Consider the following 20,404-nt stretch of genomic DNA (forward strand, 5'->3'; position numbering starts at 1 on the left):
AAGTACTTGCAACGGTCGCCAGTCGGACCCGCGAGCCGGAGGTTGGGGCGCGACGCGGCGGCGGGCACGATATTGGAGCGACCGGGCCGGCCCTTCCCTGCGACAATGGGGGCATGCCCGCCCAGATCCACGTCCGCGGCTCGGTCTCCATCCCGGAGTCCGAGCTCGGCTGGCGCTTCTCCCGCTCCTCGGGGCCGGGCGGGCAGCACGTCAACACCAGCGCCACCGCCGCCGAACTCTCCTTCGACGTCACGAACTCGCCGTCCCTCCCCGAGCCGCTGCGCGCCCGCGCCCTGGAGCGCCTGTCCGGCCGCCTGGTCCGCGGCGTCCTCACGATCCGCGCCGAGGAGTACCGCTCCCAGCAGCGCAACCGCGACGCGGCCCGCACCCGCCTGGCGACCCTCCTGGCCGAGGCGACGGCCCCTCCCCCGAAGAAGCGGATCCCCAAGAAGGTCCCCAGGGGCATCAACGAGCGGCGGCTGGAGAACAAGAAGCGCCGCAGCAACGTGAAGCGCCAGCGCAACGCTCGCTGGGACTGACCCCGGCGGCGTCCCCCAGCACGCGGATCCGGCCCGGCCCGACGGCAGCGCACGGCGCCACCCGAGAACACAGCGCCACCCGAGAACACAGCGCCACCCGAGAACACAGCGCCACCCGAGAACACGGCGCGACCCGAGAACACGGCGCGACCCGAGAACACGGCACGACGCCGCGGTGCTCGGCGGGAGCACCGCGGCGCGCGGGTTCGGTCAGATCCTCTCCCAGAGGGCGGGGACGTTGGGCGGGGTCCAACCGGGCATGGCGGTGTGGGCCTGAAGGCATCGGTAGCTGGCGCCGTCGTAGGTCACCACGTCGCCGGTCTTGTACGCGGTGCCCGCGGCCCACGATCCGGTCGGGTCGCCGGGGCCGGGGTCGCCGGGCCCCGGGTCGCTGACGCGGCTGCCGACGTTGACCCCGGCCCACGCGTTCGCGGTCGCGGCGTACTCGGCGCTGGACTGCCCGTACAGCTTGGACGCGGCCGCGAGCGTCGAGCGGCGGGCGTCGGCGTAGTTCGTGGTCGGGCGCATCTCCTCGGTGAGCGCCTTGTACCAGATCGCCGCGGCCTTCTCCCGGCCGATGCCGGTGACCGGCTTGCCGTCGGAGGTCGGCGAGTTGTAGGCGGTGCCGTTGATCACCTTGGAGCCGCTGCCCTCGGACAGCAGGTAGAAGAAGTGGTTGGCGATCCCCGAGGAGTAGTGGACGTCCACGTTCCCGGCGTTCGGCGACCAGCTGTCCAGCGAGGAGCCGTCCTTGCTGGGACGGTCCATGTACCGCAGCGGCGCGCCGTCGCCGCGCAGGTTGATCTTCTCGCCGATGAGATAGTCGCCGACGTCGCTGGAGTTGTTCGCCCAGAACTCCATGGCGCTGGCCATGATGTCCGACGTCGCCTCGTTCAGGCCGCCGGACTCGCCCTGGTAGACCAGGCCGGCCGTGTTGGAGGTGACGCCGTGCGTCATCTCGTGGCCCGCGACGTCCAGCTCGGTCAGGGGCTTGCTGTTGCCCTGGCCGTCGCCGTACGTCATGCAGAAGCAGCTGTCGTCCCAGAAGGCGTTGACGTAGCCGGTGCCGTAGTGGACGCGGGAGTAGGCGCCGACGCCGTCGCCGCGGATCCCCGACCGTCCGAAGACGGTCTTGTAGAAGTCCCAGGTCTCCCCGGCGCCGTAGGCGGCGTCGACCGCGGCGGTCTGGCTGTTGCCGGCCGTGCCGTCGCCCCAGGTGTCGTCGGCGTCGGAGAAGAGCGTGCCGCGTCCCGTGGTGGCCCGGTTGAGGTTGGTGGTGTCGTGGTTGCCGCGCCCGGTGTCGCGCAGGACGTAACTGCCGCCGGACGAGCTGGTGCCGAGCTGGACCGTGCCGGAGTACTGGCTCCTGCCGGTGCCGGTCTGCACGCCCTGCCACTCGATGATCCTCTTGCCGGAGACGGCGTCGGTGAGGACGTGCAGCCGGTTGGGCGTGCCGTCCTTCCGCGTCCCGCCGACCACGGTCTCCCAGGCGAGGACGGGCTCGCCGCCCTCGCCGACCCACACGACCTTGCGCGGGGCGACGCTGCCCTCGGCCTTCGGCGTGTTCGGCCTGGTCGACACCAGGGTCTTCGGTGCGGTCTCCACCTGGAGCGGCTTGGTGAGCGCCTGGGAGACCCGCTCGATCGAACCGGCCTTGGAGCGGTGCACGATGAGGTCGCCGCCGAGGACGGGCAGGCCCTCGTAGGTGCTCTCGTAGTGCGTGTGGGTGGTGCCGTCCTGGTCCTTGACGACGGTCTTCACCTTCAGGCCGACCTTCGCGCCGAGCTTCAGCGCGGACCGGGTCTCGTCCTGCCGCGCCTCGGCCCGGCCGACGAGCGTCCGGTACTCCTGCGCGCTCACCTTCGCCGGCAGCTGGCCGGGGTCGCCCTTCGGCGCCCGCGCGGGTGCGGCGGACGCCGGGCCCATCGGCATGCTCAGCAGCGCCATGGCGGCGACGGTGACGAGGGAGGTGCTCAGGGCGACGCGCCTGTGGGCGCGTCCGGGGGTCGTGGATCTCACGGGGGTACTCCTTGTCTGCCGGCCGTCGCGGGGACGCCCGAGGGGGAGCGCTCCTGCGGCCCGGTGGGGCCGCGGAACTCCGGAGTGGGGGGTTTGCCTCGGGAACGATGACACGCCATTTCCGGCATGTCATCGCAAAGTTCCCCCTGCACCTGAGGTGTAGGGAGGCCCGCCGCACGGCAAGGGAAACCCCTACACGGCCAGGGGGCGGACGAGGGTTCCCTAGTGCGGCGGCGACGCCCCGGGGCCGGCCGGCCCGCCGCCCAGCAGCGCCCCGAGCTGCGCCCGGGAGCGGATGCCGAGCTTGCGGTAGACGCGCGTGAGGGACGCCTCGACGGTCTTCACGCTCAGATACAGCCGGTTGGCCACCTGCTGGTTGGTGGCGCCCTGACCGACGAGGACGGCGATCCGCCGCTCCCCCTCGGTCAGCGACGCCCGGGCGGCGGGACCGGGCCCGGCGGGGCCGTCCCGCAGGCCGGTCTCCAGGCGGGACAGCCGGTGCCGCGCCCGCTCGATCCAGGGCCGCGCCTCGCACCGCGTGAAGATCTCCAGGGCGTCCTCGGCCGCCCGCCGCGCGGCCGCGCCGCGCCGCCGGCGCCGCTCGACGCGCGCCTGGTCGAGCAGGCAGTGCCCGGCCTCCAGCGGCTGGCCGAGCCGCGCGAACAGCGCCGCGGCCTCGCTGAGCAGCGCGACCGCCGCGTCGTGCTCGCCGCGCGCGGCCAGCAGCGCCGCCTCCGCCCGGTCCAGCCGTCCGGTGACGCTCGCGCCGCGGTACCCGACGGCGGCGCGGGTCGTGCGGATCAGCTCCGCGGCCCGCCCGGTGTCGCCCAGGGCCGCGAGCCCCTCGGCGAGGTCGCACTGCCAGGGCAGCACCGTCGGCGACGGCAGCCTGCGGTCCTGGCCGAGCGCCTCGATGCGCCGCAGCGTGCCGACGCCCGTCCGGACGTCCCCGCTCCGCGTCTGGGCGACGCCGAGCACGTGCAGCAGGCGGCTCTGGAAGATGACGTCGTTCTCCTGCTCGGACGCCCGCACCCCGCGCTCGGCGAGGGCGACCGCCCGGTCGATGTCCCCGCCCGCCAGCTCCGCCAGCGCGCCGTGGTACCAGGCCGGGCCGGGGCTGAGGGCCGCCTGCTCGGTGACGCGCATGGCGCGGTCGGCGAAGTCCAGCGCCTCCCGGCAGCGGCCCGTCCGCGCCGACACCTCCGACAGGTTGCGCAGGACGTGCACGACCTCCTCGCCGGAGCCGCGCTCCACCAGCGCCAGCAGCCGCAGCAGCTCGGCGCGCGCCTCGGTGAGCCGGTCCTCGAAGATGGCGCAGTAGGCCGCGAGGTACCGGGGCGTCATGTGGAGCCGTCCGTCCAGCGGGGGCTCCGGGAGCCGCCGCGCCCGTTCGAGGTCGCCCGCGTAGTCGCCGCGCCCCTCGATCAGCGCGATGTTCGCCCGGACGGCGAGCGCCCGCGCCTCCAGGTCGGTGTCGCCGGTGTCGCGCGCGTGCACCAGCGCGGCGTTGACCTCCTGCTCGGCGCGTCCGGGCGCGCCGGTCACGAGCGTGCCGAGCGCCGTCCGCAGCCGCACCTGCCCGAGCAGCGCCGGGTCGCCCTCGGCGTCCACCAGCGCGGCGGCGAACAGCTCGCCCATCTCGGTGAGCCCCTGGCCGGACAGGTCCAGCAGCGCGAGCCGGACCCGGACCCGCTGCGCGCGGGTGGCGTCGGCGGCCAGGACGGCGTCGGCGGCGCGGTGCGCGAGGTCGGGCAGGCCGCCGCTGGCGCCGGTCTCGGCCGCCGCGACCAGCCACTCCAGCCGCTCGGCGGCGGGCTCGGCCGGCGAGCGGTCCGCGGCCAGCAGGTACAGCTCGGCGGCCATCCGGTGCGACCCCTGCCGGACGGCCTGCTCGGCGGCGGTGACCAGCGAGTGCGCGAGCTCGGCGTTCGGGCCCGGGTCGGCGAGGGCGCGGTGCCGGGCCCGTCCCGCCGCGTCCGGCACCACCTCGGCGAGGGCCCGGTGCACCCGCGCCAGGTGCGGGGCGTCGGCGGACTCGGCGAGGACGGTGCCGACCGCGGGCGGGGTGAACCGGATCCCGCCGCCCTCGGTGATCAGCAGCCCCAGCCCGGCGGCGTGCCCGATGTCGCGCGCCGCCTCGGCGCGCCCGGCCCGGCGCAGCAGGTCCGCCGTCGGCCGGATCGCGAGCGCCGCCATCAGCAGCGTCTCGCGGGCACGCTCGGGCAGCCGCGCCAGCCGTTCGGCGATCACGGCCCGCACCCGCTGCGGCAGCGGGGCGGGGCGCCAGTGCCGCGGGACGCGCCCGGTGAACGCGCCGCCGAGCGCGAGCGCCAGGTACGGGTTGCCGCCGGAGTCGGCGTGCAGGGTGTTCACCACCCGCACCGGGAGCCCGTAGCTGTCGAGCATCTCGGCCAGCTCGTCCGGCTCCAGCGGCGGGACGGGCAGGTGCGCGGCGTCGGGCGCGGGCGTCCAGGTGTCGCCGCCGCCGTCGCCCGCGGCGAGTCCCTCCGGCCAGCGCCCGGCGACGATGGCGCGCACGCCGCGCGGGCCGAGCCGGCCGACCGTGTAGCGGACGGCGTGCACGGACTCGGCGTCCAGCCACTGGGCGTCGTCGACGAGCAGCAGCACCGGCCGCTCCTCGGCGCACCGGGCGAGCAGCCCCCGGAACGCCAGCCGGCACGCGGCATGGTCGGACGCCGCCGCCGGATGCGGCTCGGGCAGCCCGGACAGCCGCTCGCGCGGCAGCTCGGCGGTGAGCGCGCCCGGCAGCTGGTCGAGCAGCTCGGCGAGCCCCGAGCACGGCACCCACCGCTCGGTCTCGGTGCCCGCGACCCGCAGCACGAGCTCCCCGCGTTCCGCGGCCGCGGCTCCGGCGGCTTCGAGCAGCGCCGTCTTCCCGATACCGCTCGGACCGGTCAGCACCACGCTGCCGTTCCGCCCGATCCGGGACTCCACGGACGCGAGCAGCGCGGACCGCCCTGCCAGCCTGGGCGGTGCTCCGGCGCGGACCACCGATGACGCGGCGAGGACGTCCATGACTCGCTCCCCTCAGGAGGACTAGGACGCCGCCACCGACGATAGCCAGCGGACGAACCCGTCACAACGCCCGCGTTCCGCTCAGGGGCGGAACAGGGCCTGGCTCGTCCCCATCATGATCCGGTCGTGCGGGCGCAGGGTCCGCATGACGGCCTCCAGGACGGACCGCTCCATCGAGACGCACCCGGCCGTCCGACCCGCGCCGACGTGCATGAAGATCGCCGAGCCGTTCCCCTGGACGACCGGCGAGTCCGGAGGCCGGTTGTAGTTGATCACCACGGCCTGCCGGTAGGGCCCGTCCCGCATGATCTTCGAGAGGTTCTCGTCGGCGGGCAGGCACGTGCCCCGGTAGTACCGGTTGTACCGCCGGTCGCCGATCGTCGAGCCCCAGCAGTCGCCGCCCTCCCGCAGCGTGCGGTAGGGGAGGCGGGTGCCTGGGTCCCCTTCGCCGAACGCCTGGGTCAGACTGTAGGAGCCGGTCGGCGACCTGCCGTCGCCCTCCCGCTTGGCGCCCGGCTCGGCGTATCCGTTCCGTCCCACATGCCCCGGTGCGGTCAGGAGCGTCTTCCACGAGCGCCCCGCCCTGACGCATTCGGTGACGGCCACTTCGGTCGTGCCGTATTGGGCCGCCACGGCGAACACCACATGCCGCGCCGCACCCGGCTCGTAGCGCGTCTTCCCCTGGCCGAGCGCCCGGCAGGGATCCTCCGCCCTCTCCCGGGCGAGCGCCTGCGGAGCATGAACCCCCGCCGCGACCAGCACCGCGGCAGAGGACAGCGCGGCGGCAGAGGAGAGAACCGTGACCCGCATGGCACCCCAACGCATGACGCGGCTCCCTGCTCCCGAGAAACGGATGATCATGCCTCGGTCTCTACCCCGCCCGGGTACCCCTCACCCGCCCGCGCGGCGGAGCGGGCCCGGTGATGATCGGGAGCATGACGACGCCGCGACGCTTGGAGAACCGCAGAACGCCCGGAACTGTGAAGTTGCGGGCGTTCTGCGTGCCATCACGACGCCAAAAAGGGCCACTCAGGCCAGGGGGCTTACTCGCCCTTCCAGTTCGGCTTGCGCTTCTCGGCGAAGGCCGCCGGGCCCTCCTGGGCGTCCTTGGACATGAAGACCGGCAGGGTGATGTCCTGCTGCTTCTTCCACGCCTCGTCGGACGTCCAGTCCGCGGACTCGACGATGACCTTCTTGGTCGCCGCGAGCGCCAGCGGGGCGTTCTCGGCGACCTTCAGGGCCAGCTCCTTGGCCGCGGCGAGCGCGCCGCCCGGCTCGGCGAGCCGGTTGACGAACCCGAGCTCGGCCATCCGCTCCGCCGGGTACTTGTCGCCGGTGAGGGCGATCTCCATGGCGATGTGGAACGGGATGCGCTGCGGCAGCCGCAGCAGCCCGCCGCCCGCGGCGACCAGCCCGCGCTTCGGCTCGGGCAGCCCGAACTGGGCGTCCCGCGCCGCGACGATCATGTCGCAGGACAGCGCCACCTCGCAGCCGCCGGCCAGGGCGTAGCCCTCGATGGCGGCGATCAGCGGCTTGGCCGACGGGCGCTCGGTGATGCCGGCGAAGCCGCGTCCCTCGACGGTCGGGTTGTCGCCCGTCAGGAAGCCCTTGAGGTCCATCCCGGCGCAGAACGTCCCGCCCGCGCCGGTGAGGATGCCGATGGACAGGTCCTTGCGGGAGTCGAGCTCGTCGAGGGCCGCCGCGATCCCCTTCGCCACCTCGCCGTTGACCGCGTTGCGGGCCTCCGGGCGGTTGATGGTGACGATGAGGACGGCGCCGTCTTCTTCGGTAAGGACAGCGTCGGTCATTCAGTGCCTCACTTCGGCTGGAAGCGGATACCGCCGTCGAAGCGGATCGTCTCGCCGTTCATGTAGTCGTTCTCGATCAGGGACTTGACCAGGTGGGCGAACTCCGACGCCTTGCCCATCCGCTTCGGGAACGGGACGGGGGCGGCGAGCTTGGCCTTGAACGCCTCCGCCGCCTCGCCTTCGCCGTAGATCGGGGTGTCGATGATGCCGGGGCAGATCGTGTTGACGCGGACGCCGATCGCGGCGAGGTCGCGGGCGGCGGGGAGCGTCATGCCGATGATGCCGCCCTTGGACGCGGAGTACGCGAGCTGCCCGGTCTGCCCCTCGATGCCGGCGATGGAGGCGGTGTTGATCACCACGCCGCGCAGGCCGTCCTCGTCGGCGGGGTCGGTCTTGGAGATCGCCGCGGCGCCGATCCGCATCAGGTTGAAGGTGCCGATCAGGTTGATCCGGATGACGGTCTCGTAGGAGGCCAGGTCGTGCGGGGTGCCGTCGCGGTTCACGGTCCGCGACGCCCAGCCGATGCCGGCGCTGTTGACGATGACGCGCAGCGGGGCGCCCGAGTCGACGGCGGCCTGCACCGCGGCCTGCACCTGCTCCTCGTTCGACACGTCCGTCTTGACGAAGACGCCGCCGATCTCGTCGGCGAGGGCCTTGCCCTTGTCCTCGTTCAGGTCGGCGATGACCACCTTGGCGCCTTCGGCGGCCAGCGCGCGGACGGTGGCCTCACCGAGGCCGCTCGCGCCACCGGATACGACGGCGGAAACTCCGTTCAGGTCCATAAGCGACACCTTACGTGAGGGACCGAATGTGGTTCGGGGTGATGCTATCCAGACGTCGTCGCGCGCTCTGCTCACACCCCCGCGGATCACGGAGGCGCGACCTCGCCCGGGAAGGCGAAGTTACTCTGGAGTCACAATAGAGAACGTTTGCCGCCCCCTGGCAAGGGCACCCGGACCCCATGAGCGAGCGTCCTGCACAGAGCCAGTCCTACCCCGGGCGCACCGAGGACATGACGCCCGAACCACGCGACGAGATGCGCGGCTACACCGGCAGCGGCCTGCTGGAGGGACGGCGCGCACTGATCACCGGCGGCGACTCCGGCATCGGCCGGGCGACGGCCGTCGCGTTCGCCAAGGAGGGCGCGGACGTCGCGATCACCTACCTGGAGGAGGACGAGGACGCCCGGCACACCGCGGGCCTCGTCGAGGCCGCCGGCCGCCGGTGCGTGACGTTCGGCGGCGACCTGGCCGAGGAGCGGCACTGCCGCGAGGTGGTCCGGCACACCGTCCGCGACCTCGGCGGGCTCGACCTGCTCGTCCTGCACCACGGCACCCAGACGCCGGTGAAGGACGTGCGCGAGATCGACGACGCCCAGCTCCGGCGGACGTTCGAGGTGAACGTGTTCTCGCTGTTCTGGACCGTCCAGGAGGCCCTCGACCACCTGGGCCCCGGATCGTCGGTGATCATCACCGGGTCCATCAACGGGCTGCGCGGCAACAAGACGCTCATCGACTACTCGGCCAGCAAGGCGGCGGCGATGGCGCTGACCACGTGCCTCGCCCAGAACCTCATGGACCGCGAGATCCGGGTCAACTGCGTCGCGCCCGGCCCGGTCTGGACGCCGCTCATCCCCGCCACCTTCGACGCGGAGAAGGTCGAGGACTTCGGGAAGCAGGCCCCGATGGGACGCGCCGCCGACCCCGACGAGATCGCGCCGTCCTACGTCTTCTTCGCCTCCGACCGCCAGTCGTCCTACTACACCGGGCAGACCCTGGTCCCCGCCGGCGGTGAGATCCACCCGGGCTGATGGAGTGCCGATGACGGAGCTGCGACGCAGCGACCTGAGCGAGCCCGGCTACGGACGCCGGAAGTGCGGGAAGGGATTCGTGTACCTCGGCCTCGACGGCCGGACCCTGGCCGACGCCGCCGAGAAGGCACGGATCAAGGCCCTCGTCATCCCTCCCGCGTGGAAGGACGTCTGGATCTGCCCCGACTCCGACGGCCACATCCAGGCCGTCGGGACGGACGTCGCCGGGCGCCGCCAGTACCTCTACCACGACGCCTGGCGCGAGCAGCGCGACCGGGAGAAGCACGACCACGTCCTGGAACTGGCCGAGCGGCTGCCCAAGGTCCGCCACACGCTCACCGAGCACCTGGCCGGACGCGGCTACACGCGCGAGCGGGTGCTCGCGGCGGCCGTCCGCCTCATCGACCTCGGGTTCTTCCGGATCGGCGGGGAGGCGTACGCGGCCGAGAACGGCACCTTCGGGCTCGCGACCGTCCTGCGCGAGCACGTCACCTGCGGGCGCGACCGGGTGACGTTCGACTACCCCGCCAAGGGCTCGAAGGACCGGTACCAGGCGGTCGCGGAGGAGAACGTGCGCAAGGTGGTGAGCGGCCTCAAGCGGCGCGGCGACGACTCGCCCGAGCTGCTCGCCTACCGGACGCCCGGCGGCTGGCACGACGTCACCACGTCCGACATCAACGAGTTCATCCGCGAGGTCACCCAGGGCGACTTCACCGCCAAGGACTTCCGGACGTGGCACGCCACCGTCCTCGCGGCCGTCGGGCTCGCGGTGTCGGTGCGCGCCGGTGACAGCGAGGCCTCGCGCAACCGCGCCGTCGTCCGCGTCGTCAAGGAGGTCGCCTCCTACCTCGGCAACACCCCGGCCGTGGCGCGGGCGTCCTACATCGACCCGCGCGTCATCGACCTGTACGAGGAGGGCGCGACGATCGCGCCCGCCCTCGGACGGCTCGGCGTGGACGTCGCCGAGGGCGAGCTGGCGACGCAGGGGCCGGCGGAGCAGGCCGTCCTCGACCTGCTCCGCGGGGCCTCCTGAGGCCCTCCGGAGGCCTCCTGATGTCCGCCGAAGGCCTCCTGATGTCCGCCGGAGGCGGAGACGCCCGTCCTCACTCCGCGCGGCGGTAGGCGGCGGGCGGGGTGGGCGTCGTGCCGAGGCAGGTGGCGACGGGGTCCTCGATCGAGCACCAGCCGGGCTTGCGCACCGGCACGTAACCGGCGGGAACGCCCCGGTTCGCGATGATCGACCGGTAGGTCGGGACGGCGTCGGTCGGACGGCGCGCCAGGGACGGATCGGTCAGCGCGTCCACCGTGTAGAGGCCGAACCGCGGCCGGTAACTGCCCCACTCGTAGTTGTCGGTGAGGCTCCAGTAGTTGTAGCCCATCATCTTCACGCCGTCGGCCATCGCACGCTGGATCCAGTAGACGTGGTCGCGCAGATGGTCCGAGCGTGTGTAGCCGTCCTGGCGCGGCTTGCCGTCGTCCGTGGACATGCCGTTCTCGACGATGTAGATGGGCAGGTTCGGCAGCCGGCGCTGGTAGTTCCTGAGGACGTAGTACAGCCCCTCGGGCTCGGGGTCGATCTTCCAGAACTCGCCCATGAGCGCGTAGGCCGCGGTCCCATTCTGCAGGTTGGCGCCGTAGTAGTAGTCGATGCCGATGAAGTCGAGCTTGTCGGTGACCTCGTTGAACAGGGCCGCGTCGAAGATGCCGTTGACAGGCGACCCGTAGGCGACGTTGCTGGACACCGGGGCGCCCGGGTCCACCGCGTGGATCATGTCGTAGGCGGCGCGGTGCGTCCTGACCAGGGCGTCGCGCATCCTCATCATCTGGCCGAGGTCCATCGGACGGGCCGTCAACTCCTTGTAGACGTAGGCGCTGGCCTCGTTGAAGGTGATCCAGACGACGCCCTGGCGCTTGTACCTGTCCACGACGAAGCGGGCGTTGCGCAGCCAGTCGTCCCCCGTCCGAGGGTTGTCCCAGGCGCCCTGGTCTGCGACCCAGCCCGGGTAGACCCAGTGGTCGAGCGTCAGCATCGGGCGCATCCCGGCCGCCCTGATCCGGCGGACGAGGTCGTCGTAGTAGGCGATCGCCTTGGGGTCGCGGAAACCGCGGCGCGGCTCGACGCGGGACCACTCGACGGACGTCCGGAACACGTTCGCGCCGAGCCCGCGGGCGAGTTTCAGGTCGCTCGGGTAGCGGTGCCGGAAGTCGACGGAATTCCCGTAGGGGTCGGTGACGCCGCCGGCCTTGCGGTCGGCGTACCTCGTCCAGTTGCTGTCGGGGAAGGAGCCTTCGCTCTGGAAGCCGGACGTGGCGACGCCCCAGAGGAATCCCGGCGGGAACTTGGCGGTGGCGGGCCTGCCGGCGGCGGGCTCGGCGGCCGGGGCGGCCGCGGCGGGGGACGCGGCGGTCAGCGCGAGAGCTGCCGCCAGGCCGAGGGCCGGCAGGAGGTGGACGGGGCGTGCTCTGCGGGGTCTGCCGAACACGGGACTCCCTCCGGAGGCGGACATGAATCTCCTTCGCACTACAGGGGTCGCGCGTGCCCCCGTCAATGGCCGGACACGGCCGGATCCGGCAACCGCCGGGCCCGCCCCCGGCTGTGCCGCGCATCACAGACCGATAAATTGATCATGCTTTTCCGGCGCTTGTGACTCACTTCACAATCAGTGAAAGGGGTTGCCGATCAGTGCTGGCAGAACGCTGGACCGGTGTCTCAAACGGACCGCCGCCACCGTGGAGAAATGGCGGGTGATTTGCCAGCCCGGCCGCGCGCTGGCTACCTTCCTGCCCGGTTCATGCGGCGCCCGAGCCGCCCGGACAACAGAACACGCACCCCGACGCGCGGCGGCGGCGCGGACGGTCTCCCACGGGAGGCCGGCGCGGACCCCCAGGTCGTCCCCTCCAGGGACCCCGCCCGGAAGCCGTCGTCGGACGCCGAATCCGTGCAGACGAGAGGCACGGAACCGGAAGCGGCCGCCATTTCTCTGCGTCCCCCCTCAATGACGCTGCGAAATCGGCCGCTGCATCCCGAACCCTCCAATTAATCCGGAGGGTGACGGCTGCCCGGTAGGCATCAACCGCGAGGTCTGGAGACATTCTGCATACCCCTCGAAACCCCCTCAAGGCCGGATTCACCGTGGGCGGGCTCGTGCTCACCACGACCACCGCGCTCGGCGCGTCCGTCCTGGCGGCAGGGCCCGTGCACGCCGCGGCCCCGCAGCGGGCGCCCCTCGCCGCGGCCCCGGCCGCGACGGTCACCACCACGGCCCTCACCGCCAAGCAGGCCCGGATCGCCAAGCAGAGGAAGCGCGCCGACTACGCCGTGAGGTACGCGGCCAAGCAGATCGGCGACCCCTACCGCTACGGCGCCACGGGCCCCGGCTCCTGGGACTGCTCCGGGCTCGCCGGAGGATCCTGGCGCAAGGCCGGGGTGAAGCTCCCCCGGACCACCCAGCAGATCTACAAGGCGGTCCACAAGAAGGTCTCCTGGAAGGGCGCCGTCAAGGGCGACCTGCTGTTCTTCTACGGCGGCCGGAGCCACATGGGCATCTACGTCGGCCACGGCTACATGATCCACGCGCCGAGCTCCGGCAAGCGGGTCAAGAAGATCAAGCTGAACGGCTACTACAAGCGCAACTTCCACGGCGCCGTCCGGCCCGGGATCTGACCCGGACCGCACGCCAGGCCCCGCGCCGCCCGCCCGGCGCGGGGCCTTCGCGTCACTAGGCCGGCAGGGTCCGCCGCAAAAACTCCTCGGTGAGCCGCCAAGCGCGCGCGGCGGGCTCCGGCTGGTAGAACATCGGCGCCTTGCGGTTGTGGAACGCGTGCCCGCCGTCCTCCTGGACGTGGATCTCCATGTGGTCCCTCTGCTCGACCGCACGTTCCACCTTGGCGACGTCCTCCCGGGGGATGTACGCGTCGGCACCGCCGAAGTGGAACTGCGCAGGCGCCTGGACGGCGTCGAGCTTGTCAAGCATTCCCGGCACACCGGACCCGTAGTACGAGACGAGCGAATCGACCTGCGCGTTCGCAGCCACCAGGTACGCCAGCGTCCCGCCGAAGCAGAACCCCAGGACGCCCACCCGACCCACCTCTGGCAGCCCCTTGAGGACCCCCAGCGCCGCCACAGCGTCCTCTACGCCCCTCTCCCAGTCGAACTGGGAGACCATCGACATCCCCTTGGGCAGGGCCGCCTCGTTGTGCGCGGTCGTCCAGTTCGGCTCGATCCGCCAGAACATGTCGGGCGCCGCCACGACGAACCCCAGCGCGACCAGGTCCTCGGCGACCGCCTCCATGTAGTCGCCGACACCGAAGATCTCCTGGAGCAGCAGGATCCCGGGACCGCGCGTCCCCCACACCCGCAGGTCGAACTCGCCGTCCGCGACGACGACCTTCTCTGTACACGTCATGTCAGCCGATGATGGCGTAGACCGCGCTGGCATGCGCGACCGTCCGCCCGTCCGCGGTCATGTCGATCTCCGCGAACGCCAGCGTCCGGCCCAGCTTGGACAGCTCCGCGCGCACCAGCACGTCCCGTCCCGTCACGGGCCGCTGGAACGTCGTGCTGAGCTGCACCGTCGTCATCGGCACGAAGGCCCCCCTGGCCCCCGACACCGCCAGCACCACCGCCGTGTCGGCCGCCGCCATCAGCGCCTGCCCCGACAGCGCGCCGCCCTCCCTGGCGAGACGGTCGGACCAGGGCAGCCGCAGCACCGCCGTCCCGTCCCCGACCTCCTCGGGCACCAGGCCCAGGTCGAGCACCCACGGCGCGAAGTTGTCACGGAGGATCTCTTCAGGCTTCACCCCGTCATGATGCACGCTGAGGGCATGCACGAGGAGATCTTCCTGCCCGCCACCTATGCCGCCGGCGTCCCCTACGCGACGTTCGCCCGGCTCCGCGCCGCGTCGCCGGTCGCCCGGGTCGGCGAACCGGCCGTCGGCCCCTGGCCCGCGGGCCCCGGCTTCTGGGCGGTCTTCCGGCACGCCGACGTCAAGCACGTCCTGCGCTCCCCGGACCTGTTCTCCTCCCACCTCGGCGCCACCCAGATCCGCGACCCCGACACGCCCGAGGACCTCGCCTTCGTCCGCGCGATGATGCTGAACCAGGACCCGCCGGACCACTCCCGCCTGCGCCGCATCGTCGCCGCCGCGTTCACCCCCCGCGCCGTCCGCGCTTTGGAGAACACCATCAACGAGCGGGCACGCGCCCTCGTGGCCTCCGCCCTCGGCGAGGACACCGACTTCGTCGAGCTCGCCGCGGACCTCCCCGTCTGGACGCTGGCCCACATCATGGGCGTCCCCGACTCCGACCGCCGCCTCCTCTACGACTGGGCGTCCCGCGTCATCGGCTACCAGGACCCCGACTACGCCGGCCTCTCCACCGCCGACGCCGCCGCGATGACCCCCATGGCCCGCGAGGCGATGAGGCACCGCCCGTCCGAGACCGTCCGCCCCGACGGCCGCCCCATCAACCCGCGCTCCTCCACGGCCCTCGCCGACATGTTCGCCTACGCGCACGCCCTCGCCGCCGAGAAGCGCTCCCACCCGTCCGGCGACATCATGTCCCGCATGCTCGAAGGCGGTCTCACCCCCTCCGAGTTCGAGAACATGTTCTTCCTCTTCGCCGTCGCCGGGAACGAGACCCTCCGCAACGGCATCCCGGGCGGCCTGCTCACCCTCCTCGACCACCCCGCCGAACTCGCCCGCCTCCGCGCCGACCCGTCCCTGCTGCCGTCCGCGGTCGAGGAGATGCTCCGCTACTGGCCACCGGTCATGGACTTCCGCCGCACCGCCACGACCCCGCTCGACCTCGGCGGCCAGAAGATCGAGCCCGGCGACAAGGTCGTCGTCTACCACGCCTCCGCCAACCGCGACGAGACCGTCTTCCCCTCCCCCGACCGCTTCGACATCACCCGCACCCCCAACGACCACGTCAGCTTCGGCTTCGGCCCCCACTTCTGCCTGGGCGCCCACCTGGCCCGCACCCAGATGCGCGCCGTCTTCCGCGAACTCCTCCCCCACGACGTCACCCTCACCGGCACGCCCGTCCGCCTGGCCTCCAACTTCCAGAACGGCCTCAAGCACCTCCCCGTCCACCTGACCCCCGCCCCCTAACCCCGTCGCGAACCCCCCGTCGATCTCGGTACGCTTGCCAGGACGGGTCGCTAGCTCAATTGGCAGAGCTCCGGACTTTTAATCCGTAGGTTGTGGGTTCGAGTCCCACGCGACCCACCCAGTCCGACCAGGGCAAACGCGAAAATGTCCCGGTTTGCCAACTGCCCGATTCCCCCCACTCCGTCCCCCTGACGGCTTGAGGACGGCTCGGCGGCTCGATCCGGGCCATGCGTCCACCTTGGTCAAGCCTCGAACCCGGGCGCTCTTCGCCCGCCCAAGCCGGTCATACCACCCACTGAACCGACCGCAGCACCACCAGAGCAGTCAGCAGCACCCTCCCGCAGAGTGAATCCGGAGGCTCGCATCCCGCTGGCGGCATCATCGATGCGCTTCCCATCTGGTGGCCGTGGGGGGCGGCGCAGTCAAGAGCAAAAGGCGGACGAAGGCCTGCCTCTGCCCCTCAATACTCATACGCGCGTGGCCCTTGCACGTACTTCTCGACGACAACCTGCGCGAGTTCGCGGCCCGCTACCTTCTAGCTGGCGGTATCGCCGAGGACACCGACGAGTTGGAGGCGGCGATCACGGCGTTCGCGGCGCTCTGGCTCTCGATACGCGGTATGGACCTGCTGTCCCACGGCAACGGGGCGATCCGTCGTTGGGGGTCGGTGATCCGCGCGCAGACGCTCGTGCGCGCCCTCAGCAACCGCCACGGCGTCGCCTATTGCGAGACGAGTCTCCTCCAGTCCTAAGCGCAGGCGCTGCGCCATCTCCATGCGGTCGGCGGGCCGTTGCGTCCCGAGCTGGAGTAACCAACGCGCAGCTCATGCTGGTGTCCCTCATGAGCCCGCCGCCAGGGTGCGCAGTCTGGTGTTGCCGGCGGTCGGCGGCGGGGCGGTCCCGGCGACCACGCTGCTGTCGGCGGTGGCCGCGTCCGGTGGCGTCTGTCGCGCAGGTCCGGATGGGGGCGATCGTTTCGGCGCTGGTCTGGCAGGCCCTGCAATGGGCCGGTGCGTTCCTGCTCCCCCACATGCTCAAGGGCGCGACCGCCACCTACGGCATGTTCGGTCTCGTGCTCGGGCTGCTGACGTGGATCTACCTGGGCGCGGTCACCTTCGTGGCGGCGCGGAGATCAACGTGATGCGCGAGCGGCGGCTGTGGCCCCGCAGCCTGCTGACGCCCTTCACCGGCAATGTCGAGCTGACCGCCGGAGACCGGCGCCTACGCCTCCTGTGCCGAGACCGAACGCCACAAGGGGTTCGAGAACGTCGACGTCGACTTCGACCCGCCCGCGGACGACGCGGTGATGTCGGGGCCGCTTCCGTGCAGGTGGTCAGCGAAGCGGCCGTTCGCGCCTGGTCGAGCGCACGCCGAGGAACGCCAGATCGGCGACGAGAACGATGACGCCGATGATCAGCAGGTAGAACAGGCCGTGGACGAGGATGCCGAGGATGCCCAGCACCAGCGCGGCGATCACCACCACGAGGACGAAGACCATCATGTGCCTTCACTCCTTCGGTCGGGTCCGAGTGTTCAGCGGCGGGCGAGCTGGCGCTCGCCGCCTGCGCCGGGTTCGTAGTGCAGGCCGTAGTGCCGGAAGACCGCTTCCTCGTCCTGGGCGGGCAGAACGTCGTCCATGCCGATCGCGGGACTGTGCTTGACCTGCGACCTGTCGTGGGGGATCCGCACGTAGCCGGGGCCGGCGGTCGCACCTTCCAGGGGGACGAAGGCCAGGCGGTGCCGGGTGGGCAGACCGATCCGCACGGTGGCCATGGCGGGTTCGTCGGTGCTGGTGTCGACGTAGACCGACTCCAGTGTGCCGATCTTGTGGCCGCCGGAGTCGAGGACGGCGCGGGTGCGCCATTCCCTGATGTCGGCCATCTGGATCATTGGGACTCCTTCATTTCCGGTTGAATCAGTTTCCCCAGTCTTCGTCGTCCACTTCGTCCCAGGTCGGCTGATCCGTGGGCGGTGTGCCCGGACGGTGGGGGGATCTGCCGGAAGCCACCGTGACCTTCGGCGCCGACCGCGTCCTGGTCTGCGCCCGGCTCGAGCCGGCGCGGGGCGGCGGTGCCGGGGACGGTGCGGCGGCCGGTTCGTCCAGGCGGGGTTTGAGTTGCCGGTAGCGCTCCTCTGTCTCCTCGACGCCGAGGCCGAGGACGGCGGCGATCTGTTCGAAGCTCAGGCCCGCGGCTTGGGCGGTGCTGAGCAGGCGCGCCTCGGTCTGGTCCAGATCGTTCGTGGTCGGCCCAGTCCGGCGCGCCGGGAGGGGGGCTGCATTTCGAGGTTCGGATCGGGGAGACCCGGTCTCGGACGGTCATGGGGCTCACTTCCTGTTCAGCAACCCGGCCAAAGGTCTCGCCTCACCACGGGTCGGCCGTGGTGCAGGGCCTGCCGGCCCGGGGAGGAGCGGACGGTCCTGGACCAGCCGGGCGCAGCCCCCAGCGGTGACCGGCTGCTTCGCATTCAAGTCGGACGGCCTGATGGCGGGAAACAGGCAAAGCGCGCACACGGCATCACTCGCACCGATGACCGCCCGCCCGGAGCTCGAATGAATCCTGATCCCGTGTCCCTGCACACCTTTCAAAGAAATCTTTTTAGATAATTGCAAATATTCATGAATCGTCGGGTAGGATCAAATTATCCGGCAACGATGACGTCCTCATTCTGAGGTTGTTCCGTCACACCGGCTCGCCCCCGAGAGGGGGAGTCATGCCGAATTCGTACGAGCCTCGCACCAGCGGCCGTCCCGGCGCGGGCTTCCGGCCCGGCCCCGGCTCGCCCGGACAGCGCAAGACCCGGTCGGCCCCGCAGACGGTGACGGTGACCCGCACCAGCGTGGCGTGGCCCGGGATGTTGGCCGTCGCGGTCATCTCGGCCGTCTTCATGGTGGTCGTGGTAAGCAACTTCGCCGGCATGAGCGGTGTCCTGCCGCTGGCGGTCGTGCTTTTGGCCGCGATGGCCGCCGGACTCGCGGTCCCCCTGATTCTGGGCACCGCCCGCCTCGCCCAACGCGGCCGCTGACGCGCAAGCGCCTCCGATGAGGAACCGGCTCGCCGCATCGATCGAAATTCAGAAGAAGGTGCCGGCCATGTGGACCACCACCGAACGCCGCACGACGATCAGCCTGTCACCACCCTCGACTCCACGATTGCGGTTGCGCCCCGCGGCTCCTCCCGGCTCGGTGCGGACCGCGCTGGACGGCGCCTGGTGGCCCCGCTCGGCCGACCCGGTCGCGGAGCTGCCGGGGCTGGTCCTGGCGCTGCAGGACCACGGCCCCATCGACGACCACCGTCCCGTCACCCACGTCCTGCTGCGGGTGGACGACTGGGACAGCCGACCGCGCCGGCTGCGGATCGACGGCCCGGCCGACAGCAGGGTGGTGCGGCTGAGCTGGTTCGACTCGCTTCCCGCCGGGCTCCTCACCGCGATCCATGCCGACGGGCGGCGCGTCGACCTGCTCACCGTCCCGGTCTCCACGACCCGCACCGAAGCCGAGGCGGTGATGGAACTGGCGTCCCACCCCGCCAACCATCTGCACACCCCCGGCCTGCTGGCCGCCCTCACCGCGGCACCCGGCCGACCGGACCGGGCCGGCACCCAGAACGCCTCGGAGGACGCTTGGGAATCCGAGGGCGGACGCCTTCGAGGAGACCCGGCGACACGCTGATCCGACCCGTTGCCCGGCCGGCCCGTCGGGCGGCCGCCCGGGCACGGAACCTCCGCCCCTCTCCGAACGGAGATCACCATGACCACCTTCACCACCCCGCCCGCCGCCGCAGATCTCGTACGAGGCCCCCACGAGGTGCGGATGCCCGCCCACCGGCGCCCCGGTCACACCATCGTCGCGTTGTCGGGCGCCCTGGACGGTGCCGCCGCCGCAGCGCTGCGCGAACACCTGATCGACGCGTTGCGGCCCAACGGCCGCCTGCTGATACTCGACCTGAGCACGGTGACGTCCGCCGACGCGGCCGGACTGGCCGTGCTGATCGGCATCCGCCGCCGCGCCGCCGGACTCGGCATCACCCTGCGCCTGGCCGCCCCCGGCCCGCAGGTCGCCGCGCTGCTCCGCGCCACCGGGCTCGACCGCGCGCTCATCGTCCTGCCCGCTCGGGCAGTCCGCGCCGGGCTCGCCGCATGACCGCATGGGCGCCGGGCACAGAGATGTTGGCTCGTTGTCCGCTCGGCGGTTCCGAAACGGGCTGGACCGCCCCCTGCGGCGCCCGGACCGGCTGCTCAGCGGAGTCGTCCCCAACGATGCTGTCGGTCACCTGGCGTCTCCTTGATCATCGGATCCGCCGTTGACTCGACACTCCCCGAATCGGGATGCCATCTCCGCCTGGTCGCTCAACACACCTGATGGCCATGGGAAATGTGAACGCGATCTGGCCGGCTGAACGTCCATCACTCCAGTTGCTGGTACTAACCGGGGGAACCTCTTCGTGAGCGTTGTTGATGGCGCCCCCGGCGTGCGGTGTCCTGTTCGCCTCCACCACATTCTCCGGGAAGTGTGGTGCTGGTTGCCGGGCGGTGGAGGGCGACGAACCAGCGGTCCGCCTCCTCCCATCGCTCGGTGACGGCCGCATCGCATGAGGCGGCCAGCGCGTCGGCGCCATCGGTGGAAACATGAGCCCAGGGAAACCAATCGCCGATCGCCCGGGCTGAACGCAGCCGCATCGGCTCGGTTCGTGAGCTCGTGCCGGGCGGGTCGACTTCGATCAACACCTGGCCGCCTGGCCCCAGCAGTCTCAGGACGCGGCGCAGCAGTGCTGCGGGGTCGCCGCCGATGCCGATGTTTCCGGCGGCAAGCAGGATCGTCCGCCATCGCCCGGCGCCTGGCACGCGGCCGAACACGTCTCGACACAGGGTCGGGGCGCCGGCCGCGATGGCCAGTTCGACCGCGCGCGGTGCCGCGTCGATGCCGAGTACTGGAAGTCCGCGGTGGGCCAGCGCCGCCGTCGGCCGTCGAGGTGTTCGATCTCCACCCGTGCGCTGCCATACAGCGCCTCCTCGAACAGTTCGCCGATCATGCCGGGACGGTCCCCTCGGCGGCTCGGGTGCCAAGAGCGCGGACCCCCGCGG

General features: G+C 71.9%; 21 protein-coding genes and 1 tRNA gene. 11 read left to right on the forward strand and 11 right to left on the reverse strand.

The window, feature by feature from the left end; genetic code table 11:
- The first annotated feature begins 113 nt into the window (after nt 1-113).
- Complete coding sequence (gene arfB, locus ABWI04_RS07180; RefSeq protein ID WP_353831826.1) at nt 114-539, forward strand: alternative ribosome rescue aminoacyl-tRNA hydrolase ArfB; 426 nt, start codon at nt 114-116, stop codon at nt 537-539.
- 210 nt (nt 540-749) lie between these two features.
- On the opposite strand, the gene ABWI04_RS07185 is transcribed toward arfB, so the two are convergent.
- The 5 genes from ABWI04_RS07185 to ABWI04_RS07205 form a co-directional block, all read right to left on the reverse strand.
- Nucleotides 750-2,558, reverse strand: coding sequence for a M4 family metallopeptidase (locus tag ABWI04_RS07185; protein WP_353831827.1), 1,809 nt, complete (start codon nt 2,556-2,558; stop codon nt 750-752).
- A gap of 222 nt (nt 2,559-2,780) precedes the next feature.
- Nucleotides 2,781-5,594: a helix-turn-helix transcriptional regulator gene (locus ABWI04_RS07190; protein ID WP_353831828.1), complete on the reverse strand. Its 2,814-nt coding sequence runs from the start codon at nt 5,592-5,594 to the stop codon at nt 2,781-2,783.
- An 81-nt stretch (nt 5,595-5,675) separates the two neighbouring features.
- Complete coding sequence (locus ABWI04_RS07195; RefSeq protein ID WP_353831829.1) at nt 5,676-6,419, reverse strand: L,D-transpeptidase family protein; 744 nt, start codon at nt 6,417-6,419, stop codon at nt 5,676-5,678.
- Nucleotides 6,420-6,637: 218 nt separating this feature from the next.
- Complete coding sequence (locus ABWI04_RS07200; protein WP_345172734.1) at nt 6,638-7,402, reverse strand: crotonase/enoyl-CoA hydratase family protein; 765 nt, start codon at nt 7,400-7,402, stop codon at nt 6,638-6,640.
- A gap of 8 nt (nt 7,403-7,410) precedes the next feature.
- Nucleotides 7,411-8,184, reverse strand: a complete 774-nt coding sequence (locus tag ABWI04_RS07205; protein ID WP_345172731.1) for an SDR family oxidoreductase — start codon at nt 8,182-8,184, stop codon at nt 7,411-7,413.
- Nucleotides 8,185-8,363: 179 nt separating this feature from the next.
- Here ABWI04_RS07205 and ABWI04_RS07210 point away from each other — a divergent pair, with 179 nt between their 5' ends.
- Both ABWI04_RS07210 and ABWI04_RS07215 read left to right on the forward strand, forming a co-directional pair.
- Nucleotides 8,364-9,212 (forward strand): SDR family oxidoreductase, encoded by an 849-nt coding sequence (locus ABWI04_RS07210; protein WP_353831830.1) that lies wholly within the window; start codon nt 8,364-8,366, stop codon nt 9,210-9,212.
- A gap of 10 nt (nt 9,213-9,222) precedes the next feature.
- Nucleotides 9,223-10,245, forward strand: coding sequence for a DNA topoisomerase IB (locus tag ABWI04_RS07215; protein WP_345172727.1), 1,023 nt, complete (start codon nt 9,223-9,225; stop codon nt 10,243-10,245).
- A 70-nt stretch (nt 10,246-10,315) separates the two neighbouring features.
- On the opposite strand, the gene ABWI04_RS07220 is transcribed toward ABWI04_RS07215, so the two are convergent.
- Nucleotides 10,316-11,695, reverse strand: coding sequence for a glycoside hydrolase family 1 protein (locus tag ABWI04_RS07220; RefSeq protein ID WP_345172725.1), 1,380 nt, complete (start codon nt 11,693-11,695; stop codon nt 10,316-10,318).
- A 650-nt stretch (nt 11,696-12,345) separates the two neighbouring features.
- Between ABWI04_RS07220 and ABWI04_RS07225 the strand changes: the two genes are divergently transcribed.
- Nucleotides 12,346-12,876 (forward strand): C40 family peptidase, encoded by a 531-nt coding sequence (locus ABWI04_RS07225; protein WP_353831831.1) that lies wholly within the window; start codon nt 12,346-12,348, stop codon nt 12,874-12,876.
- Between the two features lie 55 nt (nt 12,877-12,931).
- On the opposite strand, the gene ABWI04_RS07230 is transcribed toward ABWI04_RS07225, so the two are convergent.
- Nucleotides 12,932-13,618 (reverse strand): dienelactone hydrolase family protein, encoded by a 687-nt coding sequence (locus tag ABWI04_RS07230; protein WP_353831832.1) that lies wholly within the window; start codon nt 13,616-13,618, stop codon nt 12,932-12,934.
- Between the two features lies 1 nt (nt 13,619).
- Nucleotides 13,620-14,012, reverse strand: coding sequence for a PaaI family thioesterase (locus ABWI04_RS07235; RefSeq protein ID WP_353831833.1), 393 nt, complete (start codon nt 14,010-14,012; stop codon nt 13,620-13,622).
- A gap of 24 nt (nt 14,013-14,036) precedes the next feature.
- Between ABWI04_RS07235 and ABWI04_RS07240 the strand changes: the two genes are divergently transcribed.
- The 4 genes from ABWI04_RS07240 (at nt 14,037) to ABWI04_RS07255 (ending at nt 16,463) form a co-directional block, all read left to right on the forward strand.
- Entirely contained in the window at nt 14,037-15,323 is a 1,287-nt protein-coding gene (locus tag ABWI04_RS07240) for a cytochrome P450 (protein ID WP_353831834.1), read from the forward strand.
- 44 nt (nt 15,324-15,367) lie between these two features.
- Nucleotides 15,368-15,440, forward strand: a tRNA-Lys gene (locus ABWI04_RS07245).
- Between the two features lie 367 nt (nt 15,441-15,807).
- Entirely contained in the window at nt 15,808-16,074 is a 267-nt protein-coding gene (locus tag ABWI04_RS07250) for a hypothetical protein (RefSeq protein WP_353831835.1), read from the forward strand.
- 185 nt (nt 16,075-16,259) lie between these two features.
- Nucleotides 16,260-16,463 carry a hypothetical protein gene (locus ABWI04_RS07255; protein WP_353831836.1) on the forward strand — a complete coding sequence of 68 codons (204 nt, stop codon included), beginning with the start codon at nt 16,260-16,262 and terminating at the stop codon, nt 16,461-16,463.
- A 192-nt stretch (nt 16,464-16,655) separates the two neighbouring features.
- Here the strand turns inward: ABWI04_RS07255 and ABWI04_RS07260 are convergent, their stop codons facing one another.
- Both ABWI04_RS07260 and ABWI04_RS07265 read right to left on the reverse strand, forming a co-directional pair.
- Entirely contained in the window at nt 16,656-16,823 is a 168-nt protein-coding gene (locus tag ABWI04_RS07260) for a hypothetical protein (protein ID WP_345172709.1), read from the reverse strand.
- 32 nt (nt 16,824-16,855) lie between these two features.
- Nucleotides 16,856-17,212, reverse strand: coding sequence for a PRC-barrel domain-containing protein (locus tag ABWI04_RS07265; RefSeq protein WP_353831837.1), 357 nt, complete (start codon nt 17,210-17,212; stop codon nt 16,856-16,858).
- An 822-nt stretch (nt 17,213-18,034) separates the two neighbouring features.
- Between ABWI04_RS07265 and ABWI04_RS07270 the strand changes: the two genes are divergently transcribed.
- The 3 genes from ABWI04_RS07270 to ABWI04_RS07280 all read left to right on the forward strand — a co-directional run bounded on the left by ABWI04_RS07270 (nt 18,035) and on the right by ABWI04_RS07280 (nt 19,463).
- On the forward strand, nt 18,035-18,346 hold the full coding sequence (locus ABWI04_RS07270) for a hypothetical protein (RefSeq protein ID WP_353831838.1): 312 nt from the start codon (nt 18,035-18,037) through the stop codon (nt 18,344-18,346).
- A 67-nt stretch (nt 18,347-18,413) separates the two neighbouring features.
- Nucleotides 18,414-18,992: a DUF5994 family protein gene (locus ABWI04_RS07275; protein WP_353831839.1), complete on the forward strand. Its 579-nt coding sequence runs from the start codon at nt 18,414-18,416 to the stop codon at nt 18,990-18,992.
- 78 nt (nt 18,993-19,070) lie between these two features.
- On the forward strand, nt 19,071-19,463 hold the full coding sequence (locus ABWI04_RS07280; RefSeq protein ID WP_353831840.1) for an STAS domain-containing protein: 393 nt from the start codon (nt 19,071-19,073) through the stop codon (nt 19,461-19,463).
- A 607-nt stretch (nt 19,464-20,070) separates the two neighbouring features.
- Here the strand turns inward: ABWI04_RS07280 and ABWI04_RS07285 are convergent.
- The gene (locus tag ABWI04_RS07285) at nt 20,071-20,352 is read right to left on the reverse strand and encodes a hypothetical protein (RefSeq protein ID WP_179848283.1); all 282 of its coding nucleotides are present in this window, start codon (nt 20,350-20,352) and stop codon (nt 20,071-20,073) included.
- Between the last annotated feature and the right edge of the window lie 52 nt (nt 20,353-20,404).

Origin of the sequence: Actinomadura sp. NPDC000929 (genome assembly GCF_040492065.1) — a bacterium.
GTDB lineage: Bacteria > Actinomycetota > Actinomycetes > Streptosporangiales > Streptosporangiaceae > Spirillospora > Spirillospora verrucosospora.

Bases quoted from the DNA above. Each gene is read 5' to 3' on its own strand.
- arfB (WP_353831826.1), top strand. From the start codon at position 114: ATGCCCGCCCAGATCCACGTCCGCGGCTCGGTCTCCATCCCGGAGTCC.
- ABWI04_RS07190 (WP_353831828.1), bottom strand. From the start codon at position 5,594: ATGGACGTCCTCGCCGCGTCATCGGTGGTCCGCGCCGGAGCACCGCCC.
- ABWI04_RS07195 (WP_353831829.1), bottom strand. From the start codon at position 6,419: ATGCGTTGGGGTGCCATGCGGGTCACGGTTCTCTCCTCTGCCGCCGCG.
- ABWI04_RS07200 (WP_345172734.1), bottom strand. From the start codon at position 7,402: ATGACCGACGCTGTCCTTACCGAAGAAGACGGCGCCGTCCTCATCGTC.
- ABWI04_RS07205 (WP_345172731.1), bottom strand. From the start codon at position 8,184: ATGGACCTGAACGGAGTTTCCGCCGTCGTATCCGGTGGCGCGAGCGGC.
- ABWI04_RS07210 (WP_353831830.1), top strand. From the start codon at position 8,364: ATGAGCGAGCGTCCTGCACAGAGCCAGTCCTACCCCGGGCGCACCGAG.
- ABWI04_RS07215 (WP_345172727.1), top strand. From the start codon at position 9,223: ATGACGGAGCTGCGACGCAGCGACCTGAGCGAGCCCGGCTACGGACGC.
- ABWI04_RS07230 (WP_353831832.1), bottom strand. From the start codon at position 13,618: ATGACGTGTACAGAGAAGGTCGTCGTCGCGGACGGCGAGTTCGACCTG.
- ABWI04_RS07240 (WP_353831834.1), top strand. From the start codon at position 14,037: ATGCACGAGGAGATCTTCCTGCCCGCCACCTATGCCGCCGGCGTCCCC.
- ABWI04_RS07260 (WP_345172709.1), bottom strand. From the start codon at position 16,823: ATGATGGTCTTCGTCCTCGTGGTGGTGATCGCCGCGCTGGTGCTGGGC.
- ABWI04_RS07265 (WP_353831837.1), bottom strand. From the start codon at position 17,212: ATGATCCAGATGGCCGACATCAGGGAATGGCGCACCCGCGCCGTCCTC.
- ABWI04_RS07270 (WP_353831838.1), top strand. From the start codon at position 18,035: ATGCCGAATTCGTACGAGCCTCGCACCAGCGGCCGTCCCGGCGCGGGC.
- ABWI04_RS07275 (WP_353831839.1), top strand. From the start codon at position 18,414: ATGTGGACCACCACCGAACGCCGCACGACGATCAGCCTGTCACCACCC.
- ABWI04_RS07280 (WP_353831840.1), top strand. From the start codon at position 19,071: ATGACCACCTTCACCACCCCGCCCGCCGCCGCAGATCTCGTACGAGGC.
- ABWI04_RS07285 (WP_179848283.1), bottom strand. From the start codon at position 20,352: ATGATCGGCGAACTGTTCGAGGAGGCGCTGTATGGCAGCGCACGGGTG.